The 20,139-nt window shown below is 47.4% G+C and carries 15 protein-coding genes and 3 pseudogenes; 7 read left to right on the top strand and 11 right to left on the bottom strand.

Going from position 1 to position 20,139, the window contains the following annotated elements:
* Positions 1–24 precede the first annotated feature (24 nt).
* A complete protein-coding gene (locus tag AAHF05_RS24710) occupies positions 25–510 on the bottom strand; it encodes a hypothetical protein (protein WP_131638990.1) in 486 nt (161 codons plus the stop codon).
* A 253-nt stretch (positions 511–763) separates the two neighbouring features.
* Between AAHF05_RS24710 and AAHF05_RS24705 the strand changes: the two genes are divergently transcribed.
* The 3 genes from AAHF05_RS24705 to AAHF05_RS24695 all read left to right on the top strand — a co-directional run bounded on the left by AAHF05_RS24705 (position 764) and on the right by AAHF05_RS24695 (position 5,686).
* A complete protein-coding gene (locus AAHF05_RS24705) occupies positions 764–1,876 on the top strand; it encodes an HNH endonuclease (RefSeq protein ID WP_224435157.1) in 1,113 nt (370 codons plus the stop codon).
* A gap of 160 nt (positions 1,877–2,036) precedes the next feature.
* Positions 2,037–3,172 (top strand): IS3 family transposase gene (locus tag AAHF05_RS24700; protein ID WP_201405648.1). Its coding sequence is split into 2 segments (ribosomal slippage): positions 2,037–2,283 and positions 2,283–3,172, totalling 1,137 coding nucleotides; the frame shifts between segments, so codons are not numbered across the junction.
* Between the two features lie 9 nt (positions 3,173–3,181).
* Positions 3,182–5,686 carry a hypothetical protein gene (locus tag AAHF05_RS24695; RefSeq protein WP_213783350.1) on the top strand — a complete coding sequence of 835 codons (2,505 nt, stop codon included), beginning with the start codon at positions 3,182–3,184 and terminating at the stop codon, positions 5,684–5,686.
* Positions 5,687–5,959: 273 nt separating this feature from the next.
* Here AAHF05_RS24695 and AAHF05_RS24690 read toward each other — a convergent pair whose 3' ends face one another.
* The 3 genes and pseudogenes from AAHF05_RS24690 to AAHF05_RS24680 form a co-directional block, all read right to left on the bottom strand.
* Positions 5,960–6,928, bottom strand: a complete 969-nt coding sequence (locus tag AAHF05_RS24690) for an IS5-like element IS903B family transposase (protein WP_022652343.1) — start codon at positions 6,926–6,928, stop codon at positions 5,960–5,962.
* A 30-nt stretch (positions 6,929–6,958) separates the two neighbouring features.
* Positions 6,959–7,534: pseudogene (locus AAHF05_RS24685) on the bottom strand (MFS transporter); the annotation flags it as partial.
* Positions 7,535–7,611: 77 nt separating this feature from the next.
* Positions 7,612–8,769 (bottom strand): iron-containing alcohol dehydrogenase, encoded by a 1,158-nt coding sequence (locus AAHF05_RS24680; protein ID WP_021243026.1) that lies wholly within the window; start codon positions 8,767–8,769, stop codon positions 7,612–7,614.
* Positions 8,770–8,962: 193 nt separating this feature from the next.
* Between AAHF05_RS24680 and AAHF05_RS24675 the strand changes: the two genes are divergently transcribed.
* Positions 8,963–9,856 carry a LysR family transcriptional regulator gene (locus AAHF05_RS24675; protein WP_012695469.1) on the top strand — a complete coding sequence of 298 codons (894 nt, stop codon included), beginning with the start codon at positions 8,963–8,965 and terminating at the stop codon, positions 9,854–9,856.
* A 136-nt stretch (positions 9,857–9,992) separates the two neighbouring features.
* Here the strand turns inward: AAHF05_RS24675 and AAHF05_RS24670 are convergent, their stop codons facing one another.
* The 3 genes and pseudogenes from AAHF05_RS24670 to AAHF05_RS24660 all read right to left on the bottom strand — a co-directional run.
* A complete protein-coding gene (locus AAHF05_RS24670) occupies positions 9,993–10,808 on the bottom strand; it encodes an aminoglycoside O-phosphotransferase APH(3')-Ia (protein WP_012695470.1) in 816 nt (271 codons plus the stop codon).
* Between the two features lie 160 nt (positions 10,809–10,968).
* Entirely contained in the window at positions 10,969–11,937 is a 969-nt protein-coding gene (locus tag AAHF05_RS24665) for an IS5-like element IS903B family transposase (RefSeq protein WP_013815099.1), read from the bottom strand.
* 31 nt (positions 11,938–11,968) lie between these two features.
* Positions 11,969–12,340, bottom strand: a pseudogene (locus AAHF05_RS24660) (IS5/IS1182 family transposase); the annotation flags it as partial.
* 74 nt (positions 12,341–12,414) lie between these two features.
* Between AAHF05_RS24660 and AAHF05_RS24655 the strand changes: the two are divergent.
* Complete coding sequence (locus AAHF05_RS24655; protein ID WP_001567369.1) at positions 12,415–13,047, top strand: DUF6904 family protein; 633 nt, start codon at positions 12,415–12,417, stop codon at positions 13,045–13,047.
* 28 nt (positions 13,048–13,075) lie between these two features.
* On the opposite strand, the gene AAHF05_RS24650 is transcribed toward AAHF05_RS24655, so the two are convergent.
* The 3 genes from AAHF05_RS24650 to AAHF05_RS24640 form a co-directional block, all read right to left on the bottom strand.
* Complete coding sequence (locus AAHF05_RS24650; protein ID WP_001567368.1) at positions 13,076–14,479, bottom strand: ISNCY-like element ISKpn21 family transposase; 1,404 nt, start codon at positions 14,477–14,479, stop codon at positions 13,076–13,078.
* A gap of 195 nt (positions 14,480–14,674) precedes the next feature.
* Positions 14,675–15,160 (bottom strand): GNAT family N-acetyltransferase, encoded by a 486-nt coding sequence (locus AAHF05_RS24645; protein ID WP_013087269.1) that lies wholly within the window; start codon positions 15,158–15,160, stop codon positions 14,675–14,677.
* Entirely contained in the window at positions 15,148–15,414 is a 267-nt protein-coding gene (locus tag AAHF05_RS24640) for a DUF1778 domain-containing protein (protein WP_007869691.1), read from the bottom strand. Before AAHF05_RS24640 ends, AAHF05_RS24645 begins: the two co-directional genes overlap by 13 nt.
* 652 nt (positions 15,415–16,066) lie before the next feature.
* On the opposite strand from AAHF05_RS24640, the pseudogene AAHF05_RS24635 reads away from it, so the two are divergent.
* A pseudogene (locus AAHF05_RS24635) lies at positions 16,067–16,294 on the top strand (replication initiation protein); the annotation flags it as partial.
* A gap of 35 nt (positions 16,295–16,329) precedes the next feature.
* Here AAHF05_RS24635 and AAHF05_RS24630 read toward each other — a convergent pair.
* Positions 16,330–19,335, bottom strand: coding sequence for a Tn3-like element Tn3 family transposase (locus AAHF05_RS24630; RefSeq protein ID WP_001143760.1), 3,006 nt, complete (start codon positions 19,333–19,335; stop codon positions 16,330–16,332).
* Positions 19,336–19,498: 163 nt separating this feature from the next.
* On the opposite strand from AAHF05_RS24630, the gene AAHF05_RS24625 reads away from it, so the two are divergent.
* Entirely contained in the window at positions 19,499–20,056 is a 558-nt protein-coding gene (locus tag AAHF05_RS24625; RefSeq protein ID WP_001235713.1) for a recombinase family protein, read from the top strand.
* Positions 20,057–20,139 lie beyond the last annotated feature (83 nt).

The raw sequence follows: 20,139 nt of genomic DNA, 5'->3' as shown, positions 1-20,139 counted from the left end.
TCCTCATGAGTTTACTAAGCGGAGCTATGTTCTAGGCTGGCTGTCCGTCAGCATGACGGAATAGTGGATGCCATGTGGCAGACTGATTAATAATGGCTTATTGAGTGTCAGCGGGATGGTCTGTGGTGCAAGTGGTATTGTCCTGACAACACCTCCTACCAGATGGGCATTCACGTATTGCTCGTGATCATAGTAATTTATCTCACCACTGATTTCGGCCGTACTGTTTCCTTTATGTGGGTAAAAATCGATATAGATCGTCGCTGCTGCAAATTTTCTGTCCAGATCAGAGGTGAATACTTTACCAGGCAACGGACGGAGTGCGTACAGTAGCAAATTACGGGTATTGTCTTTTTTCAGAAGGCTTTCCGCGGTTACAGTTACTGTGGTTGGTCCTGAAACTGGTGACCGCATTTCCGTTATCAGGTACTGCGTTCTGTTTTCTGAGGGCATAGAACTGCATCCCATCAGCGTAAGACTTAAAACAGCAACTCCTGTCATTCTGTACAATTCAAGTTTCCTTCTTTCATTATCATTAAATGATAGTCATTCTGTCAGTATCGGCATAGTTTGCAATTAGTTGATACTAATATGCTCAGAGGGTTTGAAAGGCAATACACATCCGGCTCATAAGTTGATGGTGTTAGTCACATCTGCTTTGGTTGTTATCCTTTAAGCTGGCTACTCCACTCCTCGTCCACTAATGATCACGCGCAACTTCCGCTTTTCACTCATAACCGCCTGATGCTATCCGGGGGATTTAGTGTCAGAATTGGATATTGCTATTCTCATGATATGTTCGTTGAAGGAGAACATTTTGAACCTGAGTAAAGATGGATACCCACAGGGTCTGTTAGTACGGGCAGTGTGGGACTGCTGTAATGAGCTTTATCAGAAACTCGGTCGAGCACCCTCCCGACAGGAATTCAATGATGAAATTGGCAAACGCGAACCCCATCGCATAGGTATTAGCACCCATTCCCGCCAGTGGGGAGAATGGATGCGTCATCATAATTTTTCAACGTTTGATGTTGATGTGTCTGGTATAATTCCTGAAGAAATGCACTATCCGCAATATCTCCGCGTATGGTATGCCGTGACACAACTGAATTCCGCTTCTGCTACAAATATTGTTAAGTGGATCCGTAACAGCAATGCCCCCCTGAAAGAGACCGAGATTCGCATTCAACTGGATGCATTAACCGTCAATAGCAACTCCCGGTATCGATATCTTGGTAGCCGAAAAAGCGCTCGGACTGACCTGGGTAGCCCATACGATTTGTTATTTCGTAGTGGAAACCTACGAAATACACGGTATGAACTGTATGTGCAGGAGCTGCACGGCATATGGGACATTGGCGATGATGGTAAGACGCCAATTCAGATTGCAGTCCCCAGGCCAGGCGACAGGATGGTAGTTGAAGCGAGAGATGAATTATTCAATGAATTGCCTGAAGATGAAGGTGACTTTCGCCTTAAAGCCCTACGCGAGGTAATTATTCGAGAAGGGCAACCAGTATTTAGACGAAAGCTCATTGAAGCTTATGAGGGTAAATGTGCAGTAACGGGCTGTTCAATCCAAGTGTTACTTGAAGCTGCACATATTACCCCCTACGCAGGAGCTTGGCATACCCGTGCTCAGCATGGGCTGTTACTGAAAACAGATATCCATACTCTGTTTGACCGCGGTTTGCTCTGGATTGATACCGAGTTGAAAATAAGGATATCAGAACAGTTGGCCGGAACAGAATATACAGAGTTAGATGGCCGAAATCTCAGGTTACCTAAAGATAAGCAAAACTGGCCGTTAACAACTCATCTGAAAAATCATCGCCAATATTGGATTGAAAATCGTAAAGACGTTGAAAGTGCTTAACGTTACTACTGTCTGCATCTCGCTCACAGCGGAACTTTATCTCTTAAGTCGGTCCGTTTTGAGCCAGAAGCGGACGTGGGAATTTTTGCCGACTTGTAAGTTGGACTGACCCCGCCCCGGTAGACGATCCTGCCCTATAGTTTGAGCATAGGAGGAGCGTATGGGCACACCACGATTTACACCTGAATTTAAGGAAGAAGCCGTCCGTCAGATAACAGAACGCGGTTATTCCGTTGCCGAAGTATCCGACCGTCTGGGCGTTTCTGCACACAGCCTCTACAAGTGGCTACGGGCTATCAAACCTGATAACAGCGAACAGCATGCCCGGGATTTACTGGAAGCCAAAAGCGAGATCCTGAAACTCCGGGCGCAGCTAAAACGCACCGAAGAAGAACGGGATATCCTGAAAAAGGCCGCGCGGTACTTTGCAAGGGAGCCCGACTGAAGTACCGCTTTATCAATGAACACCGCACTGTATGGGGTGTGATGACGATGTGTCGGGTACTGAATGTCGCCCGGGCCGGGTTCTATGCGTGGCTGCACAACCCGGTCTCGGCGCGTGATAAAGATAACCAGCGTCTGCTGATGCTTATCCGCGACTCATATTCACTGAGCGGAGGCGTATACGGTTACCGGCGGGTTCATGGCGACCTGAACGAAATCGGGGAAACCTGCGGCAAAAACCGGGTGGGTCGTATTATGCAACAAAACCGGATCAAAGCCGTACGCGGCTATAAAGCGCCGCGTCGTATCGCCGGCCGGCCTTCAGTGGTTGCCCCTAATCGCGTGCAACGGCAGTTTACTGTTGTCCGGGCCAATCAGGTCTGGGTCACAGATATTACTTATATCCGCACCTGGCAGGGCTGGCTGTATCTGGCGGTGGTTATCGATCTCTTCGCCCGTAATGTGGTCGGCTGGTCGATGAAGCCCACTCTCTCACGCGAACTGGCACTCGACGCGCTGATGATGGCCGTCTGGCGGCGAAAACCGGACGGCGAGGTCATCGTGCACTCAGACCAGGGCAGCCAGTACGGCAGTGACGACTGGCAGCGCTTCTGCCGGGCTAATAACCTGGCCCCGAGCATGAGCAGGCGTGGCAACTGCTGGGATAATGCGGTGGCCGAATCGTTCTTCAGTTCGCTGAAAAAAGAGCGGATCAGAAAACGCATCTATAAAACCCGGGATCTGGCCCGGGCCGATATCTTCGATTACATTGAAGTGTTCTACAACCGGGCCCGGCGCCACAGTCACCTCGGCGGCCTCAGTCCGGAGGCCTTCGAACAGGCCTCATCGTGAGGACAGAATTTGTCTACGGGCGTGGGGTCAGTCCAATTCGCTAGAGCAACTGGCCAAAAGATTATTGGCGAAGCTAAAGCACACAGCAAAAGCATGAGTGGACAAACAGTTGCTGCGTTCGTTGGAAAGCTTTTGCCGCTAGGTCTTCTGGAAAAGAAGGTGCATGGATTGTTTCTGTCATTATCACCATTAACACCGGAGGCGGAAGATTATTTTCGAACTGTCGAAAATATGGGGTTAACGACAAAGGTAGGAAAGGAACTTTATAACCAAATAACTGCGACTTTGCATTTGCCGACTGAAGAATTTCTATACAGGGAAATTAAAGGTTATGACCTTGTGGCCCCAAATATTCTCAAGACTGATACAGGGTTGTATAAGTTATTTATTTTAAAAGAGGTGAATTCAGGAACGCCATCAAATTTTGTGGTATTCAATAAAAGTGGCAGCCAAATTGATGATGAAAGATTTTTGGAAGATTTAAAAATAGGGGTTTCAGAACTTGCTGGTTTGGATTTCATTATGCCTAGCAAGAAAAAAATAGTTGACGAAACGCCTCAGGTAAAGCGTGAAATAGTTCGAGGATTAACTGTTGGGACTGAATGGGCTGACTATAGGCTACCTGCAGGGCCAACTGTGTTCGTTGGCAGGAATGAATTCATAGGTGAACTTCTTTCTCACATCAAACATAATGAGCTACCACATGTTCTTCAGATAAAAAGTCGCTCTGGAGTAGGAAAAAGCTCCCTTGTATCCTTTTTAGAAAACAAGCTCTCAATGGATGGAGTTATTACTGAATTACATGACTCAAGAGATGTAAAAACAATATATGATGTTTTTTATCTTGTTCAGAGGTTTACCCAAAGCAGCATTATTGCGACTAATTTTATAGAGCTTGATGAACAACTGAAAAACTTGCAGCTTTCACTAAATGGCCAAAAGGCAGTTTTCTTTGTTGACCAATTTGAATCTACATTTTCGAATCCTGACATATTCGATTGCTATGAATACATTGCGAACTCAATAACAAAGCTTCGTGGTGGCGTATACATAGTGTTTGCGCGTAAAAATGATCAGCTAACAACCTATGACAACAGTAAAGTTTCTCTTAATAGAATTAATCAGCTATCGAAAAGCTTTACTCTTCCGGATTTTGAAAACAAAGAATCAATACTTCTTTTAGAAAAAATAAATGAAAATAACTCCAATATTCTCAGCAAAGAAATACTACCCTATATTATTGAATTTGCGCAGGGTTTTCCTTGGCTTTTAAAAAGAACGATAGCTCATGTTTTAAAACTCACTCGAAAAGGTGACTCTCAGAGGGACTTAATCAGTGCGGGCTTAAAACTGAACGACCTTTTTGAAGAAGAGCTTGAAGGTTTGGATGAAATTGAAAAAGATTATCTAGTTAAGATTGCAGCCAAGCTACCAGCAGATTTCAATGAACTTCAATACCAATTTGACGAAGACCCAATGCTTGTAAAAGTCCTCGATAAGTTAACAGCTTACAGATTGGTACGCTTGAGTGGTTCTACTTATGATACTTATAACGATGTTTTCAAAGAATATCTTGTATACCAAAAGCTTCCCGAGTTTAGACTGCTAGTTATTTATAGAATGTATCCAAGTTCTGTTATATCTCAGTTTCATAAACTGATAACAATGAGAAAGCTGACAATTACAAAAATAACAGAAAACCTAAATGTAAGGGAAGGTTACGCATTTAATCTCGTGAAGGAATTGCGGAATTTAGACTTGCTTGATGCAGTTAAAAGTGGTGAATGGATAATTCCAACAAATGTAAGAGATATATATTCTCAAGGTACTCTTGCTGGTTATCTACGCCGAAAGATTTTAGACAATCAACTCGTCGAGACTTTACTTAAAAAAAATCTTTCTGGAGAAAAAATTTTCGAGAGCGATATACCCACGTATTTTTCCGAATCTTATCCTTTTATTGAGGCATCAGAGAAAACATGGGGATTATACTCTACGATTTTAAAGTCATGGTTGCTTGCCCTAAAAATTATAGAAATTGATGGAGAAGGTCGCATTATTGCCTCAGATGTGTCGCATAATGATGCAACAGCTGAGTTAGGAAATCTTAAGAAAATTTCGGGCTTAAGGGCAGGAAATAAAGGGCTTTTCTTCCCTGTAACATCTCACGCCAAAATGATTGAAGTTACCAGTTTGATACTGAACGGTGAAGAGCCTACTGGAAAAGAAGCGCTTAAAGCAAAATCTGATTTAAATAATGCTGGTGTTTTAGTCGGTGGACATTTAGCAGTATCTAATATTGAAGAGCTTAATGAGGCACTTACAGCTCAAATACTTGATGACGGGTATGAGGATTTCTGGAAAGCAATACATGCTGATCAGCCCTGTTATGAAATTTTTAAAGGTATTGCAGGGGAAGGATTAACTGAGTCCACCCTTAAATGGCGCTTAAGAAAGTTAACAGCTTTAGCAAAAAAACTGAAAATCATACCAAACAAAAGATTCAAATATTAATTACTGTCATAACGTTAAAAAGTAGCGGATGCATTCCTCCGCTACTTAACTTACACTCAAGGAGCGATTATATTGAATATTTTCAAAGCCTGTGGGGGCATCAATGTCCGCTCTTCGCTCATAACGGACTGCGCTCACTTATTGCAGTGAGCGTTACCTTGTGTTTAATGCCAGCCTGGTATAGTCAGGTTGACAGTACCGGTTTCAGGCTTTCGTCGGCTTTGTTGAATAAATCAGATTTCGGGTAAGTCTCCCCCGTAGCGGGTTGTGTTTTCAGGCAATACGCACGCTTTCAGGCATACCTGCTTTCGTCATTTTGTTCAGCGCTCGTACCAGGGCCATAGCCTCCGCAACCTGACCATCGTAGTCACGCAGCGTCAGTGAACCCCCGAACAGCTGTTTTACCCGGTACATCGCCGTTTCCGCTATCGAGCGACGGTTGTAATCTGTTGTCCATTTCCACCGCGCATTACTCCCGGTCATTCGCTGATTAGCCACTGCACGGTTACGGTCTGCATATTCACCGGGCCAGTAACCCGCACCTTTTCGGGGTGGGATAAGCGCGCTGATTTTCTTACGCCGCAGTTCATCGTGACAGAGCCGGGTGTCGTAAGCGCCGTCTGCCGATGCTGCCCTGATTTTTCTGTGAGTCTGCCGGATAAGACCCGGGAAGGCTTCTGAGTCCGTCACATTGTTCAGCGACAGGTCTGCACAGATGATTTCATGTGTGTTGCTGTCAACTGCCAGATGCAACTTTCGCCATATACGACGGCGTTCCTGGCCATGCTTTTTGACTTTCCACTCGCCTTCACCAAAGACCTTCAGCCCGGTGGAATCAATCACCAGATGCGCGATTTCACCCCGGGTGAACGTTTTGAAACTGACGTTAACCGACTTTGCCCGCCTGCTGACACAGCTGTAATCCGGGCAGCGTAGCGGAACGTTCATCAGAGAAAAAATGGAATCAATAAAGCCCTGCGCAGCGCGCAGGGTCAGCCTGAATACGCGTTTAATGACCAGCACAGTCGTGATGGCAAGGTCAGAATAGCGCTGAGGTCTGCCTCGTGAAGAAGGTGTTGCTGACTCATACCAGGCCTGAATAGCTTCATCATCCAGCCAGAAAGTTATGGAGCCACGGTTGATGAGGGCTTTATTGTAGGTGGGCCAGTTGGTGATTTTGAACTTTTGCTTTGCCACGGAACGGTCTGCGTTGTCGGGAAGATGCGTGATCTGATCCTTCAACTCAGCAAAAGTTCGATTTATTCAACAAAGCCGCCCCGCAGAGTCCGGAACGCTGATACGGATCCATATCATTAGTAACAGCGAAAGTACTGACATAATACCGAACGTCAGGCGCCAGCCAAGATAATGCCCAAGCCAGGTTCCCAGCGGAACGCCTAGTGAGAGCGCCAGCGGTGTCCCAGCCATGGCTATCGCCATAGCCCGACCCTGATGAAGCGGCTCAACAATTCGGCGTGAAAACCCCGCCAGCAGGCTCCACGCCAGTCCCGCAGCCGCCCCGGCCCCCAAACGCGCTAACAGGGTCAGGTAAACATTTGATGAAAGTGCGGTAATGGTATTAAAAATGAAGAATCCCGCTACGGTCATTAATAAGACATATTTCCGATTCCACGACCGGGTAACGATAGTTAACGGAATAGCGGCAAATAATGACCCGAGGGCGTAGACGGTGACCCACTGGCCTGCGCTAGCCAGCGAAATATTCATTCCCTTACTGATTTCTGGCAATAATCCTGCTGGAATAGTTTCCGTCATGATGCAAATAAATCCGGTCATCGCAAAAGCCATTAATGGCATATAGGGAAATGTGTCATTCATTTTCTGCATTTTGCAATACCGTTAATGTTTAATTAAGCCTGCCAGGTGCGCAGGCTTAGCGCCTAATAGAGTAGATCGTTAGTCAATTAAAGTGCCATGTTCAGTATTGTTTCCGCCACTTCAGCAGTAATTTTTCCATGTTCACCTAATGCGATGTGCCCATGTTCTTTTAACTTGCCGATAACAGCTGAAATATCTTCCGCGCCCAGACCATAATCAGAAAGTCGGGTTTTAACGCCCATCAGTTCAAAAAATTCCACGGTGGCATTGATAGCCTCATCGGCCATTTTTTCGCTATCAGACTCAGGAATATTCCAGACACGCGCACCGTACTGAGCCAGCTTTTCTGCTTTTTCCTTTTTGCACAAGCGCCATAGTGCAGGCATAACGATAGCGAGGGTACGGGCGTGGTCGATTCCGTATAATGCAGTAATTTCCTGGCCAATCATGTGAGAAGCCCAGTCAGTTGGGACACCTGCGCTCAACATTCCATTCAGGGCCATCGTCGCAGCCCACATGATGTTAGCTCTGGCGTCGTAGTTCTGTGGATTTTTAAGGGCTACTGGGCCTTCTTCTTTCAGCGTGCTCAGCAGTCCTTCCGCCAGGCGATCCTGCACCTTAGCGTTAACCGGGTAAGTAATGTATTGCTCAAGAACGTGGACAAAGGCATCAACAACCCCGTTTGCGGTTTGTTGTTCAGGCAGCGTGTAGGTCATTTCCGGTTCGAGCACTGAAAATTTCGGCATAACGTAAGGGGAGGTGAAAAAGAGTTTATCCTGGGTGGTCACCCGATTAATCACCGCCGTGTTATTCATCTCTGAACCCGTGGCCGCCAGGGTCAGCACGCATCCAAAAGGGAGAGCTTGTTTCACCACGCCGCCATAACTCTTGACGATCTCCCATGGATCATTTTCGTAGAGGGCTGCGGCGGCAATAAATTTAGTCCCGTCGATCACTGAACCGCCGCCCACGGCCAGAAGAAAATCAATTTTTTCTGTTCTGACAATCTCAACGGCTTTCATCAGGGTTTCATAATGAGGGTTTGCTTCTACACCGCCAAACTCATAAACCAGGGTGTTTGTCAGGGACTCTTTTACGCGTTTCAATATACCGTGTTTTATAACGCTGCCCCCGCCATAGACAATCATGACCTTTTTACCCTGCGGGACTTCTTGTGCTAACGCAGAAATTTGATCGCGACCAAAAAGAATTTTTACCGGATTATGATAGATAAAATCTTGCATAATGATTACCTCATTTTCAGAATTAAAAGCCGTCACTACAACGAGGACATATTCACGTCGTGGAATATAAAGTACCATTTTGAATTTTATTTATTAATCAACATAAATTTCACTTACTTGTGAAATTTATTTGATAATTAATGACAGACTGGTACGCTGACGTCTCCAGTAGGGACCGAGGAGGAGGAATCGTGTGGATGAATTAAAGGTTTTTTTAACAGTGGCCAGGCTGAAAAGCTTTACCAAAGCCGCAGCTGAAATAGGTGTGACACCCTCAGCCATCAGCCACACGGTGAAATCTCTTGAGGAAAGGCTTGGGATCCGCCTGCTGGCCAGAACCACCCGCAGTATCTCCACTACGGAAGCAGGTGAAAGGCTCATTAACGAAGTTGGCCCGTTAATGGAACAGGTTGATGATGCTATTAGTCGGTTGAGTGAGCTTAGGGAAAAACCCACTGGCGTCATACGCCTCACGGCGGCAGATGATGTTATCCAGTATTTGATCCGTCCTGTATTACCGGACTTTCTGAGTCGCTACCCAGATATTCAGATTGAAATCGGCATTGACTATGGATTTACAGATATTGTTGATCAGCGTTTTGATGCCGGGATTCGTCCGGGCGATGTTCTGAATAATGATATGATTGCCGCAAAAATAAGCCAGAACTGGCGCCAGCTTGTTGTTGCTGCACCAGATTATTTTAAGCGTTATGCTAAGCCCAGGAAGCCGCAGGATCTTTTGAACCACAACTGCATTAACGTCCGCTATTCTGATACGAGTGGATTGTACGCCTGGGAATTCGAGAAAGATGCTCAGAAATTCAGTCTGAAAGTCAAAGGGCAATATATTGCGAACAGCACGATTCATCAGCTCGATGCAGCATTAGACGGGCTGGGGATTGCCTATATTCCCGAGTATGTTGCAGATGGATATATCAAAAGCGGCAAGCTGATTGCTGTTCTGACCGAGTGGTGTCCATATTTTGACGGCTACCATATTTATTATCCTCACCGCCGACAGGATTCTCCTGCGTTTATGGCTTTTCTGCAACTTTTGCGCGACAGGTACAATAATGGAATAAGATAAATTTATGAGTAAAGGATTATGTCCACGATAAGCACCTGGGTCGATTCCTGGGAGGCGGCCATGAGGGTAGGGAAGCGCCGTCCCGTCAAGTCAGCGTAATGCTCTGCCAGTGTTACAACCAATTAACCAATTCTGATTAGAAAAACTCATCGAGCATCAAATGAAACTGCAATTTATTCATATCAGGATTATCAATACCATATTTTTGAAAAAGCCGTTTCTGTAATGAAGGAGAAAACTCACCGAGGCAGTTCCATAGGATGGCAAGATCCTGGTATCGGTCTGCGATTCCGACTCGTCCAACATCAATACAACCTATTAATTTCCCCTCGTCAAAAATAAGGTTATCAAGTGAGAAATCACCATGAGTGACGACTGAATCCGGTGAGAATGGCAAAAGCTTATGCATTTCTTTCCAGACTTGTTCAACAGGCCAGCCATTACGCTCGTCATCAAAATCACTCGCATCAACCAAACCGTTATTCATTCGTGATTGCGCCTGAGCGAGACGAAATACGCGATCGCTGTTAAAAGGACAATTACAAACAGGAATCGAATGCAACCGGCGCAGGAACGCTGCCAGCGCATCAACAATATTTTCACCTGAATCAGGATATTCTTCTAATACCTGGAATGCTGTTTTCCCGGGGATCGCAGTGGTGAGTAACCATGCATCATCAGGAGTACGGATAAAATGCTTGATGGTCGGAAGAGGCATAAATGCCGTCAGCCAGTTTAGTCTGACCATCTCATCTGTAACATCATTGGCAACGCTACCTTTGCCATGTTTCAGAAACAACTCTGGCGCATCGGGCTTCCCATACAATCGATAGATTGTCGCACCTGATTGCCCGACATTATCGCGAGCCCATCTATACCCATATAAATCAACATCCAGGTTGGAATTTAATCGCGGCCTCGAGCAAGACGTTTCCCGTTGAATATGGCTCATAACACCCCTTGTATTACTGTTTATGTAAGCAGACAGTTTTATTGTTCATGATGATATATTTTTATCTTGTGCAATGTAACATCAGAGATTTTGAGACACAACGTGGCTTTGTTGAATAAATCAGATTTCGGGTAAGTCTCCCCCGTAGCGGGTTGTGTTTTCAGGCAATACGCACGCTTTCAGGCATACCTGCTTTCGTCATTTTGTTCAGCGCTCGTACCAGGGCCATAGCCTCCGCAACCTGACCATCGTAGTCACGCAGCGTCAGTGAACCCCCGAACAGCTGTTTTACCCGGTACATCGCCGTTTCCGCTATCGAGCGACGGTTGTAATCTGTTGTCCATTTCCACCGCGCATTACTCCCGGTCATTCGCTGATTAGCCACTGCACGGTTACGGTCTGCATATTCACCGGGCCAGTAACCCGCGCCTTTTCGGGGCGGGATAAGCGCGCTGATTTTCTTACGCCGCAGTTCATCGTGACAGAGCCGGGTGTCGTAAGCGCCGTCTGCCGATGCTGCCCTGATTTTTCTGTGAGTCTGCCGGATAAGACCCGGGAAGGCTTCTGAGTCCGTCACATTGTTCAGCGACAGGTCTGCACAGATGATTTCATGTGTTTTACTGTCAACGGCGAGATGCAGCTTACGCCAGATACGGCGGCGTTCCTGGCCATGCTTTTTGACTTTCCACTCGCCTTCACCGAAGACCTTCAGCCCGGTGGAATCAATCACCAGATGCGCGATTTCACCCCGGGTGGGCGTTTTGAAACTGACATTAACCGACTTTGCCCGCCTGCTGACACAGCTGTAATCCGGGCAGCGTAGCGGAACGTTCATCAGAGAAAAAATGGAATCAATAAAGCCCTGCGCAGCGCGCAGGGTCAGCCTGAATACGCGTTTAATGACCAGCACAGTCGTGATGGCAAGGTCAGAATAGCGCTGAGGTCTGCCTCGTGAAGAAGGTGTTGCTGACTCATACCAGGCCTGAATAGCTTCATCATCCAGCCAGAAAGTTATGGAGCCACGGTTGATGAGGGCTTTATTGTAGGTGGGCCAGTTGGTGATTTTGAACTTTTGCTTTGCCACGGAACGGTCTGCGTTGTCGGGAAGATACGTGATCTGATCCTTCAACTCAGCAAAAGTTCGATTTATTCAACAAAGCCGTTTTGAAACTGACGTTAACCGACTTTGCCCGCCTGCTGACACAGCTGTAATCCGGGCAGCGTAGCGGAACGTTCATCAGAGAAAAAATGGAATCAATAAAGCCCTGCGCAGCGCGCAGGGTCAGCCTGAATACGCGTTTAATGACCAGCACAGTCGTGATGGCAAGGTCAGAATAGCGCTGAGGTCTGCCTCGTGAAGAAGGTGTTGCTGACTCATACCAGGCCTGAATAGCTTCATCATCCAGCCAGAAAGTTATGGAGCCACGGTTGATGAGGGCTTTATTGTAGGTGGGCCAGTTGGTGATTTTGAACTTTTGCTTTGCCACGGAACGGTCTGCGTTGTCGGGAAGATGCGTGATCTGATCCTTCAACTCAGCAAAAGTTCGATTTATTCAACAAAGCCGATAGACTTTCCTCCGACTGAAACAACAGGATGATTGAGCCCATGCTTCGATACGAGTTAACGCCGAACAATGCAGGTTTTATACTGTGGGGAGATTCAGAAGCCCTGAATGAATTACATGAACTCATTCATTACATCGTGGATGAAAGCCCACTGATTAAAGTTAAAGACGGATTTATGTTATCCCTTGCCTATGATATTCGTAAAGCACGGGAAGGTAATCGTCGTGTTGAGCAACATCAGTATGATCAACATGATACATATAAGCTTTATGGTGTTGAGCTTTTATGGCCTCTGGTCCTGGTACAGTCCTCAATACTCAGAAACTCAATGGGTTATATTCAGACAGACAAAAACCAGCTGTCTGTCATGTATGCCTTTGAATACCTGATAGAATCAGCATTAACAGAGTCTGAGAGAACAACGTCGAATGATATTATGCTAACAGTAAAATATGCATCAGACTCTGATTTTAATTTCATTGAGGATAATATTGACAGCAGGTGCTGCTATTTTATCAGCCTATCTCCGGAGCAAAGAAAAAAGCAGTTAATCAGTATTGTTCGTTCTTTTCATTCATTATGGGGTAAGTATGCCCGTGAAAAGCAGGACATAAAGATGCTGAACGAAATGAATAATACATCATGGGTCTGGCCGGACAATATCAACTGGTGAGCAACCACTGTCCGGCCAGTGAGTACCATCAGCGGGCTCTTTTACCAAAAATGTCCTCTGAACGTGACTGAAGCTGTTTGAGTGCTTCGAGCATGTCATCATTATCCAGTGAGCGCTGGGATTTCTTCCCTTCCTGCTTTGGCCGTCGTCGGGAAGGGCCATCTCCAGCGGGAATTGACTGAGAGCGCGTGTTATCCCGCTTGCTCTGCACCAGACTGATAAACTCCAGGGTTCGGCCAAGACGCTTGTTATCGACAATCGCGCCCTGGTCGATTTCTGACAGTCGGTCGTAGGTAGAGTAGGGAAGTAGCGTACCGTTCAGGCGCAGCTCTTTTCTGCCATCAGGATAGTGATACACATCGATATATTTACCTATTGCACGGCGACTCAGTTCGCTGTCTTCAATCAGGTACAACATTTTATCATATTGTATCGTCAACGATTTTGAGACTTTACGTTTTTCACGAACAGTGAAAATAAGCCCCAGGTCCTCATCATGTTCTACAGCACGGTGTACGTCAAAATCATGTCGCGGTACTTTGCCAAAACGGCGGTTATAGTCAGCCATATAGGCCTCAGCGAAGTCATTTGCAGCCTCCATTGAACAAATGCCCTGTAACCGCAGCTCTTTGACCAGACGATCCTGTAAAGTGAGGTGAGCTCGTTCTACACGCCCTTTGGCGGGACTGGTTTCTGCACAGATAGTCTGGATGTTCAGTTCATGCATGGCTCGCCCAAACTGAGTATGCCCGTCTCCGCCTGTGGCGTGTTTATTGTTAACACGAAAAACACCGGCTTTATCGCTGTACAGTGCCAGCGGTTTACCATGCTTATCGATATAGCGCCGCGTGGCTTCGAAGTAAGAAAACGTGGACTCCGATTTAACAAACAACAGTTCCATCAGTTTGCTGGTTGCATCATCAACATAGACCAGCGCGGTGCAGGCCGGGCCACGGCCTTCAAACCAGTCGTGATCACAGCCATCTATTTGTATCAGCTCACCAGTACACGGACGCCGGTACCGTGGTTGAGGGATCCTTGCGGCACGTTGTTTACGGGGAACCCATAAGCCAGCCCGCACCATGATGCGCCGGACAGTTTCTTTGCCAAGAAACAGTCCGTGGAGTTCTTCGAGCTTTTCACGCGCCAGAGTCGGACCGAAATCAGCATAACGCGTCTTGATCAGTTCCAGAGCCTGATCTGCGAGCCCGGGTGGCAACTGGCGGTTACCACGCATGCCACATCGTCTGCTGGCCATACCAAGCGGTCCGCCTTCACGGTAACGGGCAAGAAGTCTGCGGCATTGCCTGTCGCTGATACCGAGGTGCTCGGCCGCACGGCGCGTTGTGATGCGACGTTCAATGACGTCCTGTATAATCTTGATCCGGTTGATCTCTTTCAAAGTAAACACTCCTGAGCTTTCTGCGCTCATGATATGCCTCCCGGTAGTTTAAACGGACCAGTGAAGCTTACCATAGCGCGGACATCTGAATTGAGCCACAGGCGGACATTACTATTGAGCCATTACAAAGCCGGTTCGCATAACAAAGATTATGTTAAATTCAATGGTAAAATCATTATAAATCAATATCTTAAATATAGAACAAGCCCCTTTCTTCCTCAAACCTCACTGTGGTAACTTTAAAAACAATGTCCGTTCCTGAGTTTGTGATGCCTTAAAGCCATGGTGAAGATAAAAGTTTTTGGCTTCTTCAGTCAGTGCATGAACCATAATCGCACGGACTCCAATATTCTCAGCTACACGGTAACAGCGCAGAACTGCATCATGCAGTAAATCGGCCCCGAGCCCTTGGCCACGGTATGAAACATCAACTGCCAGGCGAGCAAGTATGATTACGGGAATTGGATCTGGCATATTGCGCCTGAGGCTTCCCATTGCTTCCACGTGGTTAACGCTGCCGGTGGCCAGAGAGTAAAAACCGACAACCTGTTTAGTGTCTCTTTTACAAACGACGAACGTTCGTGCTGCACCAAGAGCTTGGTTTTTTAATCCCCTCTGTTTAAGCCAGTCATCAAGTACTGCCTCACCACTGACGAACTCTGCTAGTTGATGGGAGCTGGATAATGGTTCTGGTGCTGTTACACGTCCCACTGAGGTTTCCTTGCCAGAAGTTTATCAATAGCCGCCTCATCCGAAACCGGTGCATCGAGCATATCGATAAACTCTGCATACTGCTCATCGTTAAAATTAAATACGCGACGATCGAGGATCACATTCTCCGCAGCCTGACATGCCATTTCCAGGATGAAGTCCGTGCGTGATTTATGGAGAATCTCTGCTGCAGCATCAATAAGTGCTCTTTGAGATTCTTTAGCTCTAAGGTTGAGCTGAACATCTGATTTCATGAGTGCGCTCCTTGTATAGCGATTGCTTTACAAGCATATCATATGGATTCTGTATAGCAAAAGCTATACGGTTTTTTAAGTGCAGTGAACATACGAAAGAGTCAACTTGCAACTATTAGGTAAAGCTCTTCCTCTAAATTATTTTCCTTGCTCTGGCCTACCAAATCAAACCCAACGCCCTGAATTTACTGCGTGCGATGCTTGCTAGCAGTCTCATCCGGACAATTAGCATGAAAACTATGGATTGTTATCTGGTCTAACATCTGGAAAAGTTACTGATGAGAAGGTAGTATTCGGATCGTCAGCGATCGTCTTGTGGTGGGACAGATTGTTGATTCAGATTACTTTTGTGTCCTAACTCAAACTGACGGTTTGACTGCTTTGTGGTGAGGCAGGCGGGTGGCAAAAGATGGTTTTACGGAAGAAATGCGGACTTCCGGAAACAGACAGGGACAGGACGTGTCCAGTAAAACGTTCAGGAGCAGGTAACGGGATTTCCCGGAGCCTGAATGCACAAACCCCCCGACATCTGTCATCATCTTGGCGGAAGACACAGATATCAGGGGGTCCAAAAGCAGGCGCGTGGCCTGTGAAGGATTATAACGCATGCACCACATAACACAACACCCGGCCGCCATAAGAACAGGCCGCCGTGAATGACAATCAGATTTCTGTTCACTGGTCAGATCTACCGAAAGATGAGCTAACCCGTTTCTGCCAGGATGTCGATGCCGGCACTCAGGGTAATTTCCTCATTGCACCGGTCAAAAAATTGACCCGCCGCAAACGCGGTGAGCATTCCACAAAAGCCAAATGTGAGAACCCGGCCTGGTATCGCCCGGAGCATTATAAAAAGCTCTCCGGACAGCTCGGTCATGCCTAGGGGTCTGACGCTCAGTGGAACGAAAACTCACGTTAAGCAACGTTTTCTGCCTCTGACGCCTCTTTTAATGGTCTCAGATGTCCTTTGGTCACCAGTTCTGCCAGCGTGAAGGAATAATGGCCGAGCATATTGATATGTCCGTGGCAAAGCGGGGAGAGGCGTGCGATATCTTCATCATTCAGTGTTTCACCCTGCGCCCGGAGATGATCCAGGGCTGCCTGCATATAAATAGTGTTCCATAACACGACGGCGTTAGTGACCAGCCCCAGTGTGCCCAGTTGATCTTCCTGACCGTCGGTATATCGTTTTCTTATCTCACCTTTTTGACCGTGACAGATGGCTCTGGCAACGGCATGGCGACTTTCTCCCCGATTAAGCTGGGTCAGAATGCGCCGGCGGTAATCTTCATCATCAATATAATTAAGCAGATACAGCGTTTTGTTGATGCGCCCCACTTCAATGATTGCCTGAGTCAGTCCGGAAGGACGTTCACTTTTCAGCAATGAACGGACCAGCACTGAAACCTGTACTTTGCCCAGCTTCAGGGAGCCAGCGGTCCGGATCATTTCGTCCCACTGAAGGACTATTTTTCGGGGATCTGATTGCCCTCTGGCAATATCATTCAGCACGCCATAGTCGGCATCATGGTCCATTCGCCAGAAAACCGAAGCACCGGCATCAGCCAGGCGTGGAGAAAACTGGTATCCCAGCAGCCAGAAAAGGCCAAAGACAAGTTCGCTGGCACCTGCTGTATCGGTCATAATTTCGGTTGGATTCAGCCCGGTCTCCTGTTCCAGAAGACCTTCCAGCACAAAGATAGAGTCCCTCAGCGTCCCCGGTATAACGATGCCATGAAAGCCGGAATACTGATCGGACACAAAGTTGTACCAGGTGATCCCTCTGTTATTACCAAAGTATTTGCGGTTCGGTCCGGCATTGATTGTTCTGACTGGCGTAACAAAGCGCATTCCATCTGCAGATGCCACTTCTCCTCCACCCCATATCTGTGCCAGTGGCAGCGTTGCCTGAAAATCAACCAGTCTGGCATTAGCGCTGGTGATAGTTTCAGCCCGCAGATAGTTCGCTTTTGTCCAGTTCAGCCGGTGTCGGGTCAGTGCAGGAACATTTGATCTGATCAGTGGTTCCAGACCGATATTGCAGGCTTCAGCCATCAGCACGGCGCTGATGCTGACGGGCAGATCATCAACTCTGGCACTGGCTTCACTAGCATGGAAAAACTCATCAGCAAATCCGGTATGGGCGTTAATTTCGAGCAGCAACTCCGTTAAATCCACCGGAGGGAGTAGATCACTGATCATTTTGCTCAGTCGTTTCAGACTGTCCGGCTCATCAAGACTGGCGAGGGGAGAAATTGTCAACCGGGGCTTCGGGCCAGAAACATCGAGTTCGACAGCCTCATTTTCGCAAAGACGTGCAGCAACCTGTCTGTAACGACTATCAAGCTGATGACCCAGAGATTTTATTGCTTCCTGCGGGTCTGTCGGGTGCCCCAAAGAACGATAAACCTTAATCCGGTTTGCCTGCCAGTCAGCACCCTGTAGTAATCTTGCACGAGGATCTCCCCACCGGTTACTGCCGGTAACGTAGACATCCCTCCGCCTCAGACTATCCTGCAGTTTACTGAGAAAGCAGAGCGTGTATCCCCTGCGGGTGATATGTTTTTCCTTGTTAATCACCAGCCGTTTCCATGACCGACTGATAATTTCCGTTGGTGCGTCGTCAAAAAACTGCCGCCGTGAGCTGAACTCCCGGCTGAGGTAGTCACAGGCATTCAGAGTGGTAACCCCGGCAGGTGCGGATGAAAATTTAACGGTATTCAGCAGATGGGGCAGGAAACGACGAACGCGCCCGTACTGCTCCACCATTTCTTCATGAAAATTATCGTCTGAGGGCCGGGCAATTTCACGGACAAGCGTGATGATTTCAGCCAGCTTTTGCCTTGGGATGTAGCTGAACACCTCAGCACGAATCGATTCGTCCGGTGTTTCTTCTTTCAGCAGGTACGAACATGCGCTGGCGAGCGCCAATGCAGATTTATCCAGATCCTTCAGCGAGCGGAGCCGTTTTTTCTGCCCAATCTTTCTGGCGTCACGGATGATAACGGCCAGCATGGCGTCCAGAACGTCCAATGCATCATCCAGCGCCAGCGTTTCCCATGCAAGGACAAAGGCAACCAGAACCGCCATCCTTTTCTGCGGTGACATCCTGGCAATATTGAACACCGAAGTCATACCAGCATAACGTGCGAGATTTTTCAGGCGCACAGCCGGGAGTGTACTCAGGTTTTCAGCATGCAGGCCAAAATCGTTCAGAGTTTTCCAGCGTTCAATTGCTTCATTAAACGCCGGACCACTGATGGTCACAGGGCCCTTTTTCAGTGATTCCAGTAAAGACAGGCGGCTGCAATCAGTTGGCCCCAGCAGCATCTCCAGCTGTGAACGCTGTTCGGCTGACGGTATCAGTGCCAGTTTGTTCCACAGGCGCAACGTCGCCTTTTCCCTTACCTCTGAAATCAACCGGGTCAGCGTAGTGGCTCCGGGGAGAATAATACGATGTTGCATAAGCCACCCTGTCGCCAGATCGAAAAGCAGGCCAGGACGTTCGTTGCTTATCCAGCTCCGGGTATATAAAAGACGGGTAAGGCGAAATGTCCAGGGCCAGGCAAATTCACGATACTGATAGTGCTGACGTATCAGCGCTGCATGCTCACGGCGGGTATTTTCCCTCTGACCGTATTCTGCAAGAACGGTGATATCACGAATCCCGAGCTGTCTGGCGGTAAAATGCCGGACGCCGGAAGGAATATGATTCATATCGGTGAGGAAGGTGCCCAGAAAACGGACACATCCAATTTGCAGGGCAATGCCCAGACGGTTGTGATCACCTCTGCTTTTTCCGATAAATTCCTTGTCTGCTTCATCAAGGTGAAAATATCGTGCCAGCTGAAGCTCATCCGGTTCACCGGTGAATCTGCCATAGCTTTCAGTCTGCTCAGTGGTCAGAAAGTCAACGGGCATATCGGCCTCCCTGCCTGACGGGCATTTAGTAACATTTTTCCAACCGTACGAAATGTTATAAATTATCGGACATCGTAAAACTGTTACATTAATATGTCTATTAAATCGTAAATTTGTAATAATAGACATGAGTTGTCCGATATTCGATTTAAGGTACATTTTTATGCGACTTTTTGGTTACGCTCGGGTCTCAACCAGTCAGCAGTCTCTTGATCTTCAGGTCAGAGCACTCAAAGACGCAGGTGTGAAAGCAAACCGTATATTTACCGATAAGGCATCCGGCAGTTCAACAGACCGGGAAGGGCTGGATTTGCTGAGGATGAAGGTGGAGGAAGGTGATGTCATTCTGGTTAAGAAGCTCGACCGTCTTGGCCGCGACACTGCCGATATGATCCAACTGATAAAGGAATTTGACGCTCAGGGCGTGGCAGTCCGGTTCATTGATGACGGGATCAGTACCGACGGTGATATGGGGCAAATGGTGGTCACCATCCTGTCGGCTGTGGCACAGGCTGAACGCCGGAGGATCCTAGAACGCACGAATGAGGGCCGACAGGAAGCAAAGCTGAAAGGAATCAAATTTGGCCGCAGGCGTACCGTGGACAGGAACGTCGTGCTGACGCTTCATCAGAAGGGCACTGGTGCAACGGAAATTGCTCATCAGCTCAGTATTGCCCGCTCCACGGTTTATAAAATTCTTGAAGACGAAAGGGCCTCGTGATACGCCTATTTTTATAGGTTAATGTCATGATAATAATGGTTTCTTAGACGTCAGGTGGCACTTTTCGGGGAAATGTGCGCGGA

It is taken from the genome of Enterobacter adelaidei (assembly GCF_041937165.1).
Taxonomy (GTDB): domain Bacteria; phylum Pseudomonadota; class Gammaproteobacteria; order Enterobacterales; family Enterobacteriaceae; genus Enterobacter; species Enterobacter adelaidei.
Note: the sequence above shows the minus strand (reverse complement) of the source record. Positions and strands in the feature narration are given on the sequence as shown.

Coding starts and splice junctions, on each gene's coding strand:
- AAHF05_RS24680 (WP_021243026.1), bottom strand. CDS start 8,769: ATGCAAGATTTTATCTATCATAATCCGGTAAAAATTCTTTTTGGTCGC.
- AAHF05_RS24670 (WP_012695470.1), bottom strand. CDS start 10,808: ATGAGCCATATTCAACGGGAAACGTCTTGCTCGAGGCCGCGATTAAAT.
- AAHF05_RS24655 (WP_001567369.1), top strand. CDS start 12,415: ATGCTTCGATACGAGTTAACGCCGAACAATGCAGGTTTTATACTGTGG.
- AAHF05_RS24650 (WP_001567368.1), bottom strand. CDS start 14,479: ATGAGCGCAGAAAGCTCAGGAGTGTTTACTTTGAAAGAGATCAACCGG.
- AAHF05_RS24640 (WP_007869691.1), bottom strand. CDS start 15,414: ATGAAATCAGATGTTCAGCTCAACCTTAGAGCTAAAGAATCTCAAAGA.
- AAHF05_RS24630 (WP_001143760.1), bottom strand. CDS start 19,335: ATGCCCGTTGACTTTCTGACCACTGAGCAGACTGAAAGCTATGGCAGA.
- AAHF05_RS24625 (WP_001235713.1), top strand. CDS start 19,499: ATGCGACTTTTTGGTTACGCTCGGGTCTCAACCAGTCAGCAGTCTCTT.